Source organism: Streptomyces canus (assembly GCF_030815415.1).
GTDB lineage: Bacteria > Actinomycetota > Actinomycetes > Streptomycetales > Streptomycetaceae > Streptomyces > Streptomyces canus_F.
In genome coordinates this window covers 2,496,973-2,514,878 of the sequence record NZ_JAUSWW010000001.1, presented here as the reverse complement: position 1 = coordinate 2,514,878, position 17,906 = coordinate 2,496,973, and the positions used below count along the sequence as shown (strand labels likewise).

Below are 17,906 nucleotides of genomic sequence, written 5' to 3'. Positions count from 1 at the left end.
TCGGAAGGTGGGGCAGAAGGTGAACGGTGCTCAGGTTCGACGGCAACCAGTGTGGCGGGCAAGGGCAGTTGGGGAAACAGTGAGAGTCATGAGAGTTGACTCTCATACTTTGTGAGAGGACACTCTCACGTCATGGATTCCGGCAATCGCTTCGGCGACTTGGAGATCACCGACCCGAAGGCCATGCGCGCGCTGGCCCACCCCGTACGGCTCGCGGCCCTGGAGCGGTTGCAGCGGTACGGGCCCGCCACGGCCACCCAGCTGTCCCCGCACGTGGGGGCCACCCCGTCCGTGACCAGCTGGCATCTGCGCCACCTCGCGGGATTCGGACTGGTCCGGGACGCGGAGCCAGGAGCGGACCGGCGCGAGCGGCGCTGGGGGGCCGTGGCGCGCGGTTACCGGTTCGAGGTGCCGCAGGACGAGGAGGGCCGGGCGGCCGCCCAGGTGCTCGCCGGCGAGATGTTCGCGAGCCGCGCCGAGCTGCCGATGCGCTGGCTGACCGAGACCGCGCCGCGCCTGGAGCCGGAGTGGATGGGCGCAGCGATGTCCAACAACACCGGGATCGTCGTCACCGCCGGGGAGCTGGCCGCGCTCAAGGACGCGATGGAGGAGCTCCTCGCCCCCTACGTCACCCGCGAGCCCGCACAGCAGCCGCCGGACGGCCGGGCCGTGCGGATGCTGCTGTACGCCCTGCCGGAGGCGGCGGACGAGGAATCCGGGACGCCGGAATGAGGCGCCCGCGGATATCGGTCTCCGAGACCTCCCTGTGGCGCGACCGTCCCTTCCGGCTCACCTGGACCAGCGGGGCCGTCTCCCAGTTCGGCGACCGGGTCTCCGAGGTGGCGGTCCCGCTGATCGCCATCGGCCTCCTGGACGCCTCCGCCGCGCAGGTCTCCTGGCTGACCGCACTCGCCTGGGCGCCCAACCTGCTCGGGATCGTGCTCGGCGCCTGGGTCGACGGTCGGCGGCGCAAACGGCGGCTGCTGATCGTCACCGACCTCGTGCGGGCGGGCGTGCTGCTGTCGCTGCCCGCCGCCTACCTGTGGGGCACGCTCACGCTCGGCCAGCTGTACGCGGTGGCGTTATTGACCGGCCTCGCGGGCGTGGTGGCCGGCTGTGCGTGGCAGCCGCTGTTCGCGCGGCTGGTGCCGCCTTCCTCGTACGTCGACGCCAACAGCAAGTTCAGCGCCGCCCGTTCCGCCTCGTTCGTCGCCGGCCCCGCGGTCGGCGGCGGCCTCGTGCAGGCGATCGGCGCACCGGTCACCGTCGTCGTGGACGCCCTGTCCTTCCTCGCCTCCGCCCTGCTGCTCGGCCGGATCAGAGTCGACGAACCGGCGCCCGCGGCCCGCATCGGCGCCGCCGCACCCGCGCTGCTGCGCGACGCCCGCGAGGGTCTGGCCTTCGTCGTCCGGCACCCGGTGCTGCGGGCGAGCCTCGGCTGCTGCACGACCGTCAACTTCTTCACGTTCCTGGCGGGCACCGGCCTCGTGGTGCTGTTCGCGGACCGGGTCCTCCAACTCTCCCCGGGAGCGATCGGGTTGACCCTCGGAGTCGGGTCGACCGGTTCTCTCCTCGGCGCCCTGACCGCGCCCTGGCTGTCCCGCCGTATCGGAGTCGGGCGCGCGGTCGCCGTGGGTGCCGTGCTGTTCCCGGCGCCCTACGCCCTCGCCGCGGTCGCCGGCGGACCGGCGTGGGCCGCCGCGGGGTGCCTGGGCGGCGCCTACTTCCTGGTGGGCCTCGGGGTGATGTGGTTCGACGTCAACCTCAACTCCCTGCAGACCGCGGTGACTCCGGACGCCCTGCGCAGCCGCGTGACCGGCGCCTTCGGCACCGTCAACTACGGCGTACGCCCCCTCGGCGCACTCACCGGAGGGGCGCTCGCCACGACCTTCGGGCTGCGCGCGACCCTCGTCACGGTCGCCGTCGGCGGAGTGCTGTCGGTGCTGTGGCTGCTGCCGTTGCCGATACCGGGAATCCGCTCCCTGGCGGACCTCCCGGCCGAAATGCCCGTTCAGAGCGCCGGGTTGAGCCCGTTGGACAACCCCGTGTAGGACCTCCTGCCCACCCCCGCGCCGCCCCCGGACCTGGCGGCCACGGCGCCCGGCACCGGGTAGTCACCCGCTCGCAGTGCCCACCCGGCAGGGTGCCGTCAACGCGTCCAGCGCGCGCCACACGGCACCCTCCTTCTCGTTGTCGAACTCCAGGAGCGTGCCGTCGGGCGCGGAGACGGTGTACGACACCGGCTGGAACGACAGGGCGCCCCACGACTCGTACCGATGCTCCAGGGCGAGGATGCGGCCGCAGCCCTCGCACCGTATCCACGGCACCAGCGCCATGCCGTCCCTGTCGACGGGCTCCAAGCCCTCGAGCACCCGCAACTGCCCCTGAGAACCAGGCAGGTCGACGATGTCCGTGGCGAGCTGGTCCCACACCCCCCACTGCGAGGCCATCGCCGCGAGTTCGGCCCGTGCCGAGTCGCCCACGGCCAGCTCCAGCTCGAACAACCGGTCCACCAGCTGGAAGAGGCCGCCCTCCTGCTCGCCGATGTCCCAGCACGCCTGGATCAGCTCCACGTCCTCGGCGCCCGGTAGCAGCCCGGCGAGCCGGGACCAGACGACCCCTTCGGCGGCGTACGCCCGCACCCGTTCCTCTCGCTCGTCCATCGCGCCCGAGCCTAGTGCCGCGGCAGGCAACGTTTGCCCCGTCGCGACGCCCGGCACGCACTCTCGCCGCACCGGCCGAAAGCCCAAGTACGTCCAGTACGAGGGCTTCCGGCCGGCACGCCGAGAGCACGCACCGGACGCCGCTCCTTGACGGGCAAACGTTGCCTGCCGCGGCACTAGCTCCCGGCCAGGACCACCCGTGCGGCCCCTTTCATCCGTTGACCCCGGTGTAGTGCTTGAGGCTGAAGTGCCACAGTCGGCGCGACCCGAGGTACGCCAGCGCCCCCAGCAGCGGCGAGGCCGCGGCCAGCCAGTACGGGACGCCGGTGTCGTGGCCGTGGCCGGTGAGCACGGCGGCCGGGAAGTAGGCGACGAACGCGAGCGGCAGGCCGTACGTCAGGAGGCCGCCCACCGCTCTCGGCAGCACGTTGAGCGGGTAGCTGCCGAAGGTACCGAGGAGCTCCTCCAGCCAGCGCCCCCAGTAGTCGGCGGCCGGGAAGCGCAGCGACGCGCAGGCGACCGCCGTGAACAGGGCCGCCTCCAGGAGCAGACCGCCGAGCACGGCCACGACCAGGTACGAGATCCGGCCCGCCGTCCAGTCCAGGTCGCTGCGGCTGAGGGCACCCGCCATCAGACCCACGGCCACCGTCAGGTCACCGATCGCGTTCGTCGGGAAGTAGGACAGCTGGAGCTGGCGGTAGACCGGCATCGGACGGACCAGATAGGTGTCGATGACCCCCTCCTGGATGTGCCGGCCCAGACCGTGCACCCGGCCGAGGAACAGCACGAACAGGCCGTGCGCCAGCATCCGGGTCGCCGGGATCAGCAGCACGTCCGAGCTGTCCCAGCCGCCCATCCCGGTGAACCGGGTCAGCAGCACCGTCGCGAACACGATCACCGACACCTGCCAGACCGCGCCGATCGCGATCATCATCAGGAACTCGGAGCGGTACTCCAGCTGGGCACGGAAGTTGAGACGCGTGATGCGCCACGCGATCCGGACGGCATTCACAGGCATCAGCCTCCCTGGGAGACGACACGGCGGGCGGCCCGCCGCCACAGCAGACGGGTGAACAGGGCCAGCGCGAGGACCCAGGCGGCCTGGATCGCCAACTGGAGGGCGGCGTCCGACAGTTCGATCCGGCCGATGTAGATCGACAGGGGCACGCTCAGCGTCGCCTGGAACGGCAGGAACGTGCTCAACGTGATGAACCAGTCGGGGAAGAACCACAGCGGCGCGTACACACCCGCCAGGAGGTTCTGCGCGAAGATCAGGATGAGCATCGCGGCGCCGTTGCGCAGCGTCCAGAAGCACAGCTGGTCGATGACGAGCATGACGTAGTACAGGACCCACTGGCCCAGCAGCAGGCTGAGCGCGAACACCCCCGCCACGGCTGCCGACTTCGGGGGTTCCACGACACCGGACACCAGACAGACCGCGTATCCGCCCAGCGCCCAGACCAGGCCGTACAGCTGCTCGCCGAACGCGCGCAGGGCGTAGTACCGCTGGGGCTGCAGCGGGCGCAGGTACCAGTAGATGATCGTGCCGAAGTGCATGTGCTGCAGGACCGTGTCGCGGCCCGCGTACTGGTCCAGCTCCCGCAGCCGGGAGGCGAGCACGGCGAGGACCGCGTAGGTCACCGCCTGGTCGCGGTCGAGTCCGGCCGTGGTGCCGGTGTTCTGGTACAGGCCGTGCCACAGGGACGCCACCAGCACGATCTGCACGGTCAGGCGGAGCAGGGCGGCCGTCATACGGGGCGGGGTGTGCAGTTCGCCGAGGGGCGTGACGCGGGCGGCGCGCCAGGCGTGGATCGCCGCCATGTCAGACCCCTTCCGCATGGACGTAGGCGGCCCGCATCACGTCCTCGAGGTCCGCCTCGTCGAGCGCGATGTCCGTCACCTCGTACCGCTCGATGACGGCCTTCAGTGCCTGGTGCACGGTCGGCGCGTCGACGCCGTCCGGGCCGAACACCAGGCGGGGACCCGTCTGCTGGAGCAGGGTGATGCCCGGCAGCGGGACGATCTCGGCGTGCGGGTCGGCGAGGGTGGCCCGCACCTGCCAGGTCGAGCCGAACTTGCGGCGGATCTCGTCGAGGGAGCCGTCGAGGACCAGCCGGCCGTGGTTGACGAGGACGACCCGCTCGGCGAGCCGCTCGACCTCCGTCATGTCGTGGGTGGTGAGCAGGACCGTGCGGCCGCGCTCCTCGACCTGGTGCCTGAGGAACTCCCGGACCTGCTCCTTGACGACCACGTCCATGCCGATGGTGGGCTCGTCGAGGAAGACGACCGGCGGATCGTGGAGCAGGGCGGCGGCGAGGTCGCTGCGGACGCGCTGGCCGAGTGAGAGGTGGCGCACTCGGGTGTCCCAGAACGACGACAGGTCCAGGAGGTCGTCGAACTCCTTGAGGCGGGCGGCGTGTTCGGCCTTCGGCACCTCGTAGATGTCCCGCAGGATCGCGAACGACTCCCGCACGGGGAGGTCCCACCACAGCTGGGTGCGCTGCCCGAACACCGCGCCGATGTTGCGGGCGTTGCGCTCGCGTTCCTCGTAGGGCACCACGCCCGCGACCCGGGCATGGCCGGCGGTGGGGGTGAGGATGCCGGTGAGCATCTTGATGGTGGTGGACTTGCCGGCACCGTTCGGGCCCAGCAGGGCGAGGAGTTCGCCCGGGGACACGTCGAAGGTGATGTCGCTGACGGCGTGCTTGGCGACACGCTCCGGGTTGACCAGGGAACGGACCGCACCGGTGAAACCCGGCCGGCGGACGGTGGTGTGGAAGGTGCGGGACAGTCCGCGGACCTCGATGCTGCCGACCAAGTGGCATCAACTCCTCTGTGCGCAAACAGAAGTGCGGCCGGTCGGCAAGGATGCCGACCGGCCGCTGGCGACGTTCCGACAGTGTCGGAATGTCGATCAATCAGTCAATCGATTAATGGATCTCTTACCTGGCGGTCGAGAACACGAACGAGAACTGCGCCGGCTCCGCCTTGAGGTGGTACTGCGGCAGCGGGCCCGGTCCGCAGGACTGCGAGCCGAGGCCGTGCTGGCCGTGGTCGAGGTTGACCCAGACCGTCTCGCCGGGGGTGAGGTCGGTGAGGTGGGTGGCCGCGTCCAGCTGCTCGGTCGTCCAGCGGCGGGCGGTGAACCAGAACTCCGGGTCGCCCTCGATCCGCAGACCGCCGATCTCCGCCCAGCGGACGTCGGCACGGGCACCGTTCTCCTGCGGGCGCACGTACGGCGTCTGAAGACCGTCCACGGTCGACTGCCAGCGGCCGACGGTCGACGCCAGACGGCTGTCCGGATACGCCTCGCCGGGACCGCCGCCGAACCACCGCACCGCGTCCGCCTCGGCGAGCCCGAACCGGATGCCCAGGCGGGGCAGCGGCACCGTCCAGTCGCCCTCGGGAGCCACGGACACCGTCAGCTTCAGCCGGTCGCCGTCGGAGGTCCAGCGGTACACCGTGGCCAGACCCACCTCGCGGGCGGCCGGGGACACCCGGGTCCGCACGGTCAGCGCGTCGTCGGACAGCTCCACCGCGTCCAGCCGGTGCTGCATCCGGTGCAGACCGAGCGCCCGCCACAGCACCCCGTACCGGGTGTCCGTCTGCCACTCGGCGCCGTCGTCGTTGTCCGTCGTCGCCCGCCACACGTCCAGGCGCATGCCCTCGACCGGCACCCCGCCGACCGACCGCAGCGCACCGGTGCGGGCGTCGAAGGCGGCCGGGCCGAGCGTGATCTGCCCCTCGCCGCGCACGGGCCCCTCGGTGGGCGCGACGGACGGCAACGGGCGGGCGGCGACCGGGAACTGGCCCCACGCCACCACATGGCCCGCCGGCCCCCACGAGGTGTCCTGCGCCAGCAGCGCCCGCACGGTCCACTGCGTCTCCGCGCCCCGGTGGTCCGCGGGCGGCTCCGGCAGCTTCACGTCGGCCGTCTCCCCGGGCTTCAGCGCGGGCACCGACAGCGAGCCGGACTCCACCGTCTCGCCCTCGACCTGGTACGACCACTCGAAGGCCAGCGCCGACAGGTCGGCGAAGTCGTACTTGTTGGTCACCCGCACGGTGCCGTCGGCGCCGTCGCCCTCGATCCGGACCGGCTCGATGACCTTCTTGTACTCGACCAGGCCGGGGGAGGGCGTGCGGTCGGGGAAGATCAGGCCGTCGCAGACGAAGTTGCCGTCGTGCAGCTCCTCGCCGAAGTCACCGCCGTAGGCATAACCCAGCTCGGGGTGGGTGATGCCGTGGTCGATCCACTCCCAGATGAAGCCGCCCTGGAGCCGGTCGTGCTTTTCGAACAGCTCCTGGTAGTCGGCGAGTCCGCCGGGGCCGTTGCCCATGGCGTGCGCGTACTCGCACTGGATGAAGGGGAGTTCACGACGCTTGTGGGTGCCGCCGTCGAGCTCCTTGCCGATCTGTTCGACCTCGGCGTGGTTGGCGTACATCCGCGAATAGACGTCCGTGTCGCGGCAGTTCCAGTCGCCCTCGTAGTGCACGAGGCGCGAGGAGTCGCGGCCGTGGATCCACTCGGCCATCGCGGTGAGGCCGCGTCCGGTGCCGGCCTCGTTGCCCAGCGACCAGAAGACGATCGAGGGGTGGTTCTTGTCGCGCTCGACCATGCGGGCGGCGCGGTCGAGGAGGGCCGGGGTCCAGCGGTCGTCGTCGACCGGGTTGTCCCGCCAGTCCTGCTCGGTGAAGCCGTGGGTCTCCAGGTCGCACTCGTCGATGACCCACAGGCCGTACTCGTCGCACAGGTCCAGGAAGGCCGGGTGCGGCGGGTAGTGGGAGGTGCGCACCGCGTTGAGGTTGTGCCGCTTCATCAGCAGCACGTCCTCGCGCATGGTCTCCAGGTCCAGCGCGCGCCCCTTCTCGGGGTGCCACTCGTGCCGGTTGACGCCCTTGAAGAGGATCGCTTTGCCGTTGACCTTGAGCAGACCGTCTTCCAGCACGATGGTGCGGAATCCGATGCGCAGCGGGACCCGCTCGCCCTCGGTGACCAGCTCGCCGTCGTACAGCCGGGGTGTCTCGGCGTTCCACGGCTCCACGGCGACCGTCACCGACTCGCCGGTCGCGACATCGATGTCCAGGGCGGGCACGGTCACCCGCCCGTCGACGTCGGAGTCGACGCGCAGGGTGCCCTCGCCCGTGACGTGGTCGTAGCCGGCGTGCACGAAGAAGTCCAGGACGCTGCCCGCCGGGCGGTGCAGCAGCGTGACGTCACGGAAGATGCCGGGCAGCCACCACTGGTCCTGGTCCTCCAGGTAGGAGCCGGCCGACCACTGGTGGACGCGGACCGCCAGGACGTTGCCCTTCGGCTTCAGCAGATGCCCCACCGCGAACTCATGGGGAAGCCGCGACCCCTTGAACTCACCGATGTCCGTGCCGTTCAGCCAGACCCGGGCGCAGGACTCGACGCCGTCGAAGCGGACCACCGCGCCGCCGTCCGCGGGCCAGGCCTCGGGGAGGTCGAAGACGCGCAGATGGTCGCCGGTCGGGTTCTCGGTCGGGACGTGCGGCGGGTCCACGGGGAAGGGGTACAGATGGTTCGTGTAGATGGGCGAACCGTGCCCCTGGAGGACCCAGTGCCCGGGGACCTGGACCTCGGCCCAGTCCCCGGCGTCGTAGCCCTCCTCGGCGAACGAGTCGTCCTCGGCGTCGATGGTCGCCGAGACGCGCAGGCGCCAACTGCCGTTGAGCGACAGCGCCTTCGCGTCGGAGGCGGCGTACCAGGCGCGGGGCGGCAGGGCCCCGCTACCGGGCGAGACGTCCTCGACGTAGTCGACGGCGGTGGTGCGGAAAGACATCGGTCTCCAGGTCTTGAGAAGAGAACGTCAGCCCTTGATGCCGGTCTGCGCGATCCCCTGCACCAGCCAGCGCTGGAGGAAGAGGAACACGAGCAACAGGGGCAGGATGGAAATGGCCGTGGCCATGAAGATCAGGTGGTAGTTGACGGTCTGGTTGGTCATGTACGAGGACAGGGCCACCTGAATGGTCCAGGAGCTCGGGTCCTGGCCGATGACCAGGGGCCACAGGAAGGAGTTCCAGCCGCTGATGAACGTGATCGTGGCCATCGCCGCGAAGAAGTTCAGCGAGTTGGGTACGACGACCCGCCAGTACGCCCCCCAGTACGAGAGTCCGTCCACACGTGCCGCCTCCTCCAGCTCCTTGGGGAACCCCAGGAAGTACTGCCGGAACAGGAAGCAGGTGAAACCACTGAACAGGCCCGGGATGATGAGACCGCGGTAGGTGTCGACCCAGCCCAGCGACGACACCAGCACGAAGCTCGGCACGAAGGTGACGGCCGTCGGGATCATCAGGGTGACCAGGACGGCGTAGAAGACCTTGTTGGCGTGCCGGTACGGGATGCGGGCGAGGCCGTAGCCGGCGAGCGAGCAGATCAGCAGGATGCCGCTGGTGTGCAGGACGGCGACGACCCAGGAGTTCCACAGGGCCCGGCCGAAGTCGACGGTCTCGTCGTTGAACGGTTCGGTGATGTTGCCCCACTGGATGTCGGTGGGGAGCCACTTCCAGTTCTCGCCCGTGATCTCCTGGTCCGTCATCAGGGCGTTGCGGACGATCAGATAGAACGGGACCAGGAAGAGCAGGGCCGCGACACCGGTGGCGATGTAGAGCCCGGTGTTGCCGATGACCTTGCCCCCGCGCTTCTTGCGGGGGGTCTTCGTGACGTCAGGTGCGGTGGTGGTCACTTGGACTCCTCACCCCTTCCGAAGCCCATGATCCGGCCCTGGAGCAGGGTGATCACGAGGATGAGCAAGGTCAGGATGACGGCACCGGCGCTGCCCTGGCCGTAGTCCTGGCTTTCACCGAGGGCCGTCTTGTACAGCTCCACGAGCGGTGGCTGGCCCCAGGTCGCCCTGCTGAGCAGGTTCCAGAACTCGTCGAAGGCCTGGTAGGCGGCGATCAGCAGCAGCAGGATCACCGCGGTCGAGGTGGCCCGCAGCTGGGGCAGGGTGATGTACCGGAAGGTCTGCCAGCCCGGCTTGGCGCCGTCGATCGAGGCGGCCTCGTAGAGCTCCGCCGGGATGTTCTGGAGCGCCGCCAGGAACAGGATCATGTAGAAGCCGGCCTGGAGCCAGAGCCGCAGCGTCACGATGACCAGCCAGTACCAGGGCGGGTCGGGGTTGGCCAGCCAGGCCGTGTTCTCGACGCCGAACCAGCCGATGACGGTGTTCGCCAGACCGAAGCGGACGCCGTTGAAGATGGACATCTTCCAGATCAGCGCCGCGGCCACATAGGAGACCGCGGTCGGGATGAAGAACACCGACCGGAAGAACGCCTTCATGAACGTCAGCCGGTGCACCAGCAGCGCCAGGCCCAGCGAGAGCCCCCACGTGGTGGGCACGATGAACGCGGCGAAGACGGTGAAGGTGACCAGGGACCCCGTGAAGTCCGGGTTGTCCAGGATCGCCGTGTAGTTGTCGAAGCCGATGAACTCGCTCGGCGAGACGGTGAAGCGTGCCTCGAAGAAGCTGAGGTAGATGCTCCAGCCCATCGGCACGAAGACGAAGATCACCAGGCCGATGAGGAAGGGACTGGTGAAGAGCCAGAAGTTGAGGGTGCTGTTCGCCCGCAGACTCCGCCGCGGCCGCGCCTTTTGAGGCTTGGCCGGGGCGGCGTCCGTGAGGTCGAGCTTGGTGGTGGTCGACATGTCGAGGTCCGCCCGCCGGCCTATCCGAAGAGCTTCTTGAGCTCTGCGTTGACCTTCTTGTCACAGGCGTCGAGCGCGGCCTCCGGACTGCCGTTCTTGCGCACGGAGTTGGCGATCACGTCGTTCACCGAGGCGATCATCGCCTGCGTCCAGGCGATGTTGTCGAAGTGCCCGTACTCGCCGAAGAGCTTGACGCCCTCGGCCGGCAGACCCGACTTCAGCTTGGTGGCCGACTGCGCGATCGAGGTGCGCGGCGGGATGTGGAAGCCGTAGGACAGCGCCCAGTCCTCCTGGTACTCCTTCTGGTCGATCCACAGCCACTTGACGTATTCCTTGGCCGCGTCGAGGTTCTTGCTCTTGGCGTTGACGAACATCGACCAGCCGCCGTTGATGACCGAGAACCTGCCGGAGTCGCCGACCTTCGGGAACGGGAAGATGCCGACGTCGTCGCCGAGCGCCTTCTGGATCACGGGCATGGCCCACATGCCGCACCACTGGATCGCGGTCAGGCCCTGAGTGAAGGCGGAGGGGTCCCACCAGTCGGCGGGGGCGTCCAGGAGCAGGTTGCCGCTGGTGAACAGCTTGCGGAGCTGGCTCAGACCGTCGGCCACGGCGTCCGTGTGGTAGGCGATCTCGTTCTTGTCGTTGAGGGTGTCCGCGCCGGCCGACCAGATCAGCGGGTTCTGGACGGGGGTGATGTCGTTGCCGAGGAAGGCGCCCTTGACCTTGCTCGTGGTGAGCTTGTCGATGACCTCGATCAGCTCCTCCAGCGTCTGGGGAACCTCGACCTTGGCCTTCTCGAAGAGCGACGGACGGTAGTAGAAGAACTGCGGGTCGTCGATCATCCGGACGCCGTATATCTTCCCGTCGACCGTGTGCGAGGCGATGTCGGCGGCGTTGAAGTCGTCCTTGACCGGGTTGATGATGTCGCTCAGGTCCGCCACCTGACCGCTCGTCACCATCTGGAGCTGCGGGTGGAACTCGAAGACGTCGGGCGCGTTCTTGGTGAGCAGAGCCGGGAACAGCTTGTTCTCGAAGTTGGAGCCGGTGATCCACTGGGTGGTGACGTTGGCTTCCTTGTAGGCCTTCGCGTACCGCTTGATGGCCTGCTCGGTGCCCGCCTCGCCGTACGCGTGGAAGTACTGCGTGAGCCCCTCGCCGGAGCTGCTGCGTCCGGTGTTGCCCCCGCACGCGGCCAGTCCGCCGGCGGCCGCCATACCCATGGCGGCCCGAAGAACGGTACGGCGGTCCCAGTTGACGTTTCTCATTGCCGACATGCTGACGTCCTTGTCTCGAGTACGGCTGCGGCTCTGCGCCCGGTGCCTGAAGCGGCTCAGCGCCAGGTGGCTCAATTGGTGTCGCGGTGCGGGACGTTAACCTTCGGCTAAGGCTTCGGCAAGGGGTTGGACGAAGTCTGTTCGAAGCGTTGCGGAGTGTTCGGGATACCGGACATCGCGGGTCACGGGCCGCCGCACCAGCGGCCCGCAACCCCCCTTCGGGTACTGCGGGTTACTGCCTTCCGGGCCCTACGGCCCACTGCCGGAACCAGGCTCTGGCTAACGCGGGTTGGGCGTCTTGGCCCTCGCGGGCGTGATGCTGCGTTTCGGCGACTTCTGGCCGACCGACTGGAGGGCGCCCTCGAGCGCGAACGTCGCCGCGCCCAGGCACACCGGATCCGTGGGGATAGGGGAGAGGACGATCTCGGTGGCCGCCATCGGCCGGGGCAGCGCATGCCGGGCGACCGCCTCGCGCACCTCCTCGACCAAGGGCTCGCCGAGGGCGGCCGCGACCCAGCTGCTGAGCACGATCACCTCGGGGTTGAACAGGTTGACCAGGTTGGCGATCCCGGCGCCGAGGTAGCGGACGGTGTCGCGGAGCGTGCCGAGGGCCACCGGATCGTTCTGCCGCAGCCCCTCGGCCAGGGCGGCGATGGTGGCCGTCTGGTCGTCCTGGTGCAGCAGCGGGCTGCCGGGACTCAGCTCCCGCAGATTCAGCATGATCCCGGACGCGCCGACGTACGCCTCCACGCAGCCGTGCTTGCCGCAGCGGCACACCCGGCCGTCCAGGACGATCGTGGTGTGGCCCCACTCGCCGGCGCTGTTGCTGACCCCCCGGTGCAGCCCGCCGCCGAGCACGAGCCCGGCGCCCACACCGGTGCCGAGGTTCACCACCACGGCGTTCCCGCGGCCGCGCGCGGCCCCGAACCACAGCTCGGCCACCGCGGAGGCGCGCAGCGGATTGTCCAGGTACAGGGGGTAGGCGATGTGCTCGGTGAGCAGATCGAGCAGCGGCACGTCGTGCCAGTCCCAGTTGGGCGCGTACTCGCAGAACCCGGTGTCCCGGTCCACCTGGCCCGGCACGCTCACCCCGACCCCGAGGACACGGGCGCCCTCGATGCCGGCCTGCGCGACCACCTGGCCCACGACCGCGGCGACATGGCCGATGACCTGCTCGGGCAGGCTCTCACCCGGGCGGACGTCCTCCTCGGCGCGGGCCAGCACGTTCAGGCCGAGGTCGAACAGCTCGACATGGACGTAGGTCTCCGCGATGTCGACACCGATCAACGCGCCCCCTGACGCGTTGACCGCGACGAGCCCGCGGGGGCGGCCTCCCGCCGAGTCCTCGAACCCGACCTCCGTGATCATCGAGAGATCGAGCAGCTCGCCGACGAGCGTGGCGACCGTGGCCAGGCTCAGCCCGGTGGCGGCCGCCAGCTCCTGCCGGGAGGTGGGCGACGCGGCGATGATCTGGCGCAGCACCTCGTAGCGGTTCGCGGTGCGGATGTCACGTGAGGTGCGCTTCACCGGGTTGCCCCCGTCCCTTCGGCTCTCGCCGGGACGGCATCGGCACCGGCGCGGCGCAAGGCTATGGGCTGCCGAGGACTTTCGACAAGGGGTTAGGAAAGGGGCTTTATAAAGTCAGTCGGCGAGCACGTCCCGGACGAAGGCGTTGGCGAATTTTGCCTCAGTGTCCAGGCTGCCCGCCAGCGCCCGGAAGTCGTCCAGCCTGGGATAGCGGCCGCGCAGGACCTCGCCCGGCGTGGTGAACACCTTCCCCCAGTGCGGCCGCGGCCCGAAGCCGTCGAGCACCTCCTCCAGCCGTCGCACCACCGGCAGTACGGCCGCCGTGTCCTCGATCCAGGTGAAGTGCAGCGCCACCGTGTCGCGTCCGTACGACGGGCTCAGCCACTGCTCGTCGGCGGCGACCGTACGCACCTCGCAGGTCTGCAGTACGCCGGCGACCGTCTCCCGGATACCGTCGATCGCATACAGCGCCTCGACGGCATACCGCCGCGGCAGCAGATACTCCGACTGCAGCTCCGCCCCGCTGCTTGGCGTGAACTCCGCCCGGAAGTGCGGCAGCCGCTCATGCCAGGGTCCCGGCACCCCGAACTGCTCGGTGCAGTTGACCGCGGGCATCCCCGGCACCGGGTGCAGCTTCTCGGTGGCGGGCGCGGCCCAGGTGAACTGGTCGAGTGGCTGATCCACCCGCCGCTTCAGCCAGACCTGCCGGAAGCCCGGCTCCCGCCAGTCCGTGAAGAGGCTGACGCTGTACGCGGCCGACATGACCGCCGAGAACGTCTCGAAGTCCATCCCCTCCAGCGGAAGTTCGGTGAAGACATGCTGCTCGACCTGGAAGGCCGGCTCCAGGTCCAGGGTGAGCGCGGTGACGACACCCAGGGCGCCGAGCGAGGTCACGGCACCGCCGAAGCGCTCGTCGTCCCGGCCGATCGTCACCCTCGACCCGTCGGCGACGACCAGCTCCACCTCCCGCACGGCCGAGCCCAGCGGACCGTTGCCCACACCCGAGCCGTGCGTCCCCGTCGCGACCGACCCCGCCACCGAGATGTGCGGCAGCGAAGCCATGTTGGGCAGCGCGAACCCCTGGGCGTGGACCGCGCGGGCGAGCTCCGCGTACCGGACGCCGCCCCCAACCCGTACCGTACGGGCCGCGGAGTCCACGTCGATCACCGCGGGGAGCCCGGCGATCGACAGCAGGACGCCGTCGGAGCCCGGTTCGGCGATCTCGTTGAAGGAGTGCCCGCTGCCCAGCACCCGCACCTTCGCGCTCCCGGCCACGAGGGCACTCAGCGTGTCGAGCGAGTACGGGCGGTGCAGCTCCTTCGCGCCGTACGTGATGTTGCCCGCCCAGTTGGTGACCGTCTCCGTCATCCCTGTCGTCCCTTCCCTGGAACGCCGGCCCTCGCCGGCATACCTCTGCGTTGACCCTCTCATCCGCCGCCACCTAACTTAGAGAGCGGTTTCTATCCGTTTTCCTCGACCGGGGGTCACCACCTTGCCCGAGCGTCCCCAGGCGCTGTTCGCCATGACCGCCGCCAACCTGCCGCATGTCTTCCCGTCGGAGGTGCTGGAGCGGCTGCGGGAGGCGGTGGACATCGACCCGGATCTCGTGGCCGAGGACTTCACCGACCCGCGCGTCAAGGAGGCGCTGGCCCGCACCGAGATCCTCGTGACGGGCTGGGGCTGCCCCCGCATCGACGCGACGGTCCTCGACGCCGCCCCCGGACTGCGGGCGATCCTGCACTCCGCCGGTTCGGTCAAGGGCTTCGCCACACCGGAGATCTGGCGGCGGGGCATCGAGGTCACCTCGGCCGCCGACGCCAACGCGCTCCCTGTCGCCGAGTACACCCTCGCCATGATCCTCCTCGCCGGGAAGGACCTCTTCGTCGCCCGCGAGCGACTGCGCGCCGCACGGGCCCACCCCGGCTGGGGCATCGTCCCCGGCATCGGCAACCACGGCCGCCGGGTCGGCGTCATCGGCGCCTCCCGCATCGGCCGCCGCGTCCTGGAACTCCTGCGCCCCTTCGACCTGCGGCCCGCGCTCACCGACCCGTACGTCACCGAGGCGCAGGCGGCCCGGCTCGGCGTGCCCCTGCTGGAGCTGGACGAGCTGCTGCGCGGTTCGCAGATCGTCACGGTCCACGCCCCGCAGACCCCCGAGACGCACCACCTCATCGGCCGCCGTGAGCTGTCCCTGATGCCCGACGGGGCGGTCCTCGTCAACACCGCGCGCGGCGGCCTCGTCGACCACGACGCCCTGGTCGCCGAACTCCGCACCGGGCGCCTCAGCGCGGTCCTCGACGTGACCGACCCCGAGCCGCTCCCCGCCGACTCGCCCCTGTACGACCTCCCCAACGCCTTCGTCACCCCGCACCTCGCGGGCTCCCAGGGCAACGAGCTGGCCCGGCTCGGCACAGCGGTGGCCGAGGAGGCGGAGCGGCTCGCGACCGGTGCCGGTCCGGCGTATCCGGTGGAGCTGGCGGCACTGGAGTTCGGCGCCTGAGGAGGTGCGGATTTCGTTGCCAGAGAAGCCATTCGGTATAGGTATCGATAAATGTCTGGCGATAAAGCAGCGATATCAGTAGTTTCCATCGTCATGACGCTCGACCCGCTCCCCGAGACCGACCTCACCCGCCACCGCCGCCTGCGCGACCAGGGCAGCCTCGACCGCGCCGACCTGAACGCCATCCTCGACGCGGGCTTCGTCTGCCACCTGGGCGTGGTGATCGAAGGCCGGCCCCTGGTCGTCCCGACCGTCTACGGGCGGGACGACCAGGAGCTCTACCTCCACGGCTCGGTGGCGAGCCGCAGTCTCTCCGGCGGCGTCCCCGTCTGCGTCACGGTCACGCACGTCGACGGGCTGGTCCTCGCCCGGTCCGTCTTCGAGCACGGCGTGAACTACCGCAGCGCGATGATCCACGGCGAGGCCCGCAAGGTCACCGACCCCGAGGAGAAGCTGGCGGGCCTGCGCCGGCTCACCGACCACGCGACCCCGGGGCAGTGGTCGTACGCCCGCAGCCCGAGCCGCAAGGAACTCGCCGCCACCACTCTCCTCGCCCTCTCCCTCGAAGAGGCCTCGGTCAAGATCCGCAGCGGCCCGCCGGACGACGGCGACGGACCCGACGCCGGGCTCGGTCTCTGGGCCGGGACCCTGCCGCTGACCTCGGTGTGGGGCGCGCCCGTCACCGATCCCGTACTGCCGGGCGAAACGCCCGTACCGGAACACATCGCTCGACGCGAGGGGACCCGGTACGCGTGACGGGCGGGCGGGGGCATAACGTGAGGAGTCGAACGCCTGAGCCGGGAGGAGATTTACGGATGGGCAGCCGCACCGCACTGGTCGAAGATCTGATGGAGCGATTCCCGCACGTACCGCGGGAAGCCGTCTTCAAGGAGGATCTGCTGCGCGGCGGGGTGGCCTTCGATCCGTCCGCGCTCAGCGACAACGAGGGTGGAGAGGTCAAGCCGAAGTCGTACTTCATCTTCTCCTTCGACCACGGCACCCTGCCCGAACTCGGCGAGGCCGCGCTGCGGCGGCCGCCGGAGGAGATCATCCTCACGGGCGGTCCGTACGACCTGCGCCGCACCGTCGTCTCCGTGCGCGTGAACCCGTCGTCGCCGTACCGCGTCGCCGCCGACGAGGAGGGCGTGCTCGGCCTCTACCTCGACGGCAAGCGCATCGCCGACGTCGGTGTGCCGCCGATGCCGGAGTACTACAAGCACAAGCTCTCCAACGGGAAGTCCGTCATGGAGGTCGCCCCCACCATCCAGTGGGGCTACCTCATCTACCTGACCGTCTTCCGGGTCTGCCAGTACTTCGGCGCCAAGGAGGAGTGCCAGTACTGCGACATCAACCACAACTGGCGCCAGCACAAGGCCGCCGGCCGCCCGTACACCGGCGTCAAGGACGTCGAAGAGGTCCTCGAGGCCCTGGAGATCATCGACCGGTACGACACCGCGAAGACCTCCACCGCCTACACCCTCACCGGCGGCGCGATCACCAAGACGGTGGCCGGACGCGACGAGGCCGACTTCTACGGCCACTACGCCAAGGCCATCGAGGAGCGCTTCCCCGGCCGCTGGATCGGCAAGGTCGTCGCCCAGGCGCTGCCGCGCGACGACGTGCAGCGCTTCAAGGACTACGGCGTGCAGATCTACCACCCCAACTACGAGGTGTGGGACGAGTACCTCTTCAAGCTCCACTGCCCCGGCAAGGAGCGCTACGTCGGCCGCGACGAGTGGCACAAGCGGATCCTGGAGTCGGCGGAGATCTTCGGCGCGCGCAATGTGATCCCCAACTTCGTGGCGGGCGTGGAGATGGCCGAGCCCTTCGGCTTCAAGACCGTCGACGAGGCCATCGCGTCCACCACCGAGGGGCTGCGCTTCTTCATGTCGCAGGGCATCACACCCCGCTTCACCACCTGGTGCCCCGAGCCGACCACCCCGCTCGGCAAGGCCAACCCGCAGGGCGCGCCGCTGGAGTACCACATCCGGCTGTTGCAGGCCTATCGCCAGACGATGGAGGACTTCGGTCTCTCCTCGCCCCCCGGATACGGTGAGCCCGGGCCCGGCCGCGCCGTCTTCTCGGTGAGCTCCTTCATGGACAGCCTCCCGGCACAGGAACCCGCCGAGGTGTAGTCGCGGCGGGAGCCGATCGAGCAGTCAGGGTCCGGATCGAGTCGTCCGGGCCTTTTCTGCGTATGTCTTCTGGAGTGACAAGCGCAACAGCGGCAACGAGGTGTGGGCGGGCTCGAACTCCTGGTAACCGGATTTGAA

General features: G+C 69.7%; 15 protein-coding genes. 5 read left to right on the top strand and 10 right to left on the bottom strand.

Features of this window, described 5'->3' with window-relative positions; translation table 11 throughout:
• Nucleotides 1–132 precede the first annotated feature (132 nt).
• Entirely contained in the window at nucleotides 133–732 is a 600-nt protein-coding gene (locus QF037_RS11730) for an ArsR/SmtB family transcription factor (RefSeq protein WP_307024336.1), read from the top strand.
• Nucleotides 729–2,051 carry an MFS transporter gene (locus tag QF037_RS11725; protein ID WP_307024334.1) on the top strand — a complete coding sequence of 441 codons (1,323 nt, stop codon included), beginning with the start codon at nucleotides 729–731 and terminating at the stop codon, nucleotides 2,049–2,051. The genes QF037_RS11730 and QF037_RS11725 overlap by 4 nt, the downstream gene beginning before the upstream one ends.
• Before the next feature lie 63 nt (nucleotides 2,052–2,114).
• Here QF037_RS11725 and QF037_RS11720 read toward each other — a convergent pair whose 3' ends face one another.
• The 10 genes from QF037_RS11720 to QF037_RS11675 all read right to left on the bottom strand — a co-directional run bounded on the left by QF037_RS11720 (nucleotide 2,115) and on the right by QF037_RS11675 (nucleotide 14,501).
• Entirely contained in the window at nucleotides 2,115–2,663 is a 549-nt protein-coding gene (locus QF037_RS11720) for a hypothetical protein (protein ID WP_307024332.1), read from the bottom strand.
• A 211-nt stretch (nucleotides 2,664–2,874) separates the two neighbouring features.
• Nucleotides 2,875–3,681: an ABC transporter permease gene (locus QF037_RS11715; RefSeq protein ID WP_307024330.1), complete on the bottom strand. Its 807-nt coding sequence runs from the start codon at nucleotides 3,679–3,681 to the stop codon at nucleotides 2,875–2,877.
• Complete coding sequence (locus QF037_RS11710; RefSeq protein ID WP_307024328.1) at nucleotides 3,681–4,484, bottom strand: ABC-2 family transporter protein; 804 nt, start codon at nucleotides 4,482–4,484, stop codon at nucleotides 3,681–3,683. Before QF037_RS11710 ends, QF037_RS11715 begins: the two co-directional genes overlap by 1 nt.
• Before the next feature lies 1 nt (nucleotide 4,485).
• Nucleotides 4,486–5,481 carry an ABC transporter ATP-binding protein gene (locus tag QF037_RS11705; RefSeq protein WP_307024327.1) on the bottom strand — a complete coding sequence of 332 codons (996 nt, stop codon included), beginning with the start codon at nucleotides 5,479–5,481 and terminating at the stop codon, nucleotides 4,486–4,488.
• Between the two features lie 124 nt (nucleotides 5,482–5,605).
• Complete coding sequence (locus tag QF037_RS11700) at nucleotides 5,606–8,464, bottom strand: glycoside hydrolase family 2 TIM barrel-domain containing protein (RefSeq protein ID WP_307024325.1); 2,859 nt, start codon at nucleotides 8,462–8,464, stop codon at nucleotides 5,606–5,608.
• Between the two features lie 27 nt (nucleotides 8,465–8,491).
• Nucleotides 8,492–9,367, bottom strand: a complete 876-nt coding sequence (locus QF037_RS11695) for a carbohydrate ABC transporter permease (protein WP_307024323.1) — start codon at nucleotides 9,365–9,367, stop codon at nucleotides 8,492–8,494.
• Complete coding sequence (locus tag QF037_RS11690) at nucleotides 9,364–10,329, bottom strand: carbohydrate ABC transporter permease (RefSeq protein ID WP_307024321.1); 966 nt, start codon at nucleotides 10,327–10,329, stop codon at nucleotides 9,364–9,366. The genes QF037_RS11695 and QF037_RS11690 overlap by 4 nt, the downstream gene beginning before the upstream one ends.
• A gap of 20 nt (nucleotides 10,330–10,349) precedes the next feature.
• The gene (locus tag QF037_RS11685; protein ID WP_307024319.1) at nucleotides 10,350–11,606 is read right to left on the bottom strand and encodes an ABC transporter substrate-binding protein; all 1,257 of its coding nucleotides are present in this window, start codon (nucleotides 11,604–11,606) and stop codon (nucleotides 10,350–10,352) included.
• 279 nt (nucleotides 11,607–11,885) lie between these two features.
• Nucleotides 11,886–13,133, bottom strand: a complete 1,248-nt coding sequence (locus QF037_RS11680) for an ROK family protein (protein ID WP_307024317.1) — start codon at nucleotides 13,131–13,133, stop codon at nucleotides 11,886–11,888.
• A gap of 114 nt (nucleotides 13,134–13,247) precedes the next feature.
• Nucleotides 13,248–14,501, bottom strand: coding sequence for an FAD-binding protein (locus QF037_RS11675; RefSeq protein ID WP_307024316.1), 1,254 nt, complete (start codon nucleotides 14,499–14,501; stop codon nucleotides 13,248–13,250).
• 124 nt (nucleotides 14,502–14,625) lie between these two features.
• Between QF037_RS11675 and QF037_RS11670 the strand changes: the two genes are divergently transcribed.
• The 3 genes from QF037_RS11670 to QF037_RS11660 all read left to right on the top strand — a co-directional run bounded on the left by QF037_RS11670 (nucleotide 14,626) and on the right by QF037_RS11660 (nucleotide 17,768).
• Nucleotides 14,626–15,633, top strand: a complete 1,008-nt coding sequence (locus QF037_RS11670) for a hydroxyacid dehydrogenase (RefSeq protein ID WP_307024314.1) — start codon at nucleotides 14,626–14,628, stop codon at nucleotides 15,631–15,633.
• Nucleotides 15,634–15,726: 93 nt separating this feature from the next.
• Nucleotides 15,727–16,389, top strand: a complete 663-nt coding sequence (locus QF037_RS11665; RefSeq protein WP_307024311.1) for a pyridoxamine 5'-phosphate oxidase family protein — start codon at nucleotides 15,727–15,729, stop codon at nucleotides 16,387–16,389.
• A 59-nt stretch (nucleotides 16,390–16,448) separates the two neighbouring features.
• Complete coding sequence (locus QF037_RS11660; protein ID WP_307024309.1) at nucleotides 16,449–17,768, top strand: radical SAM protein; 1,320 nt, start codon at nucleotides 16,449–16,451, stop codon at nucleotides 17,766–17,768.
• The last annotated feature ends 138 nt before the right edge of the window (nucleotides 17,769–17,906 follow it).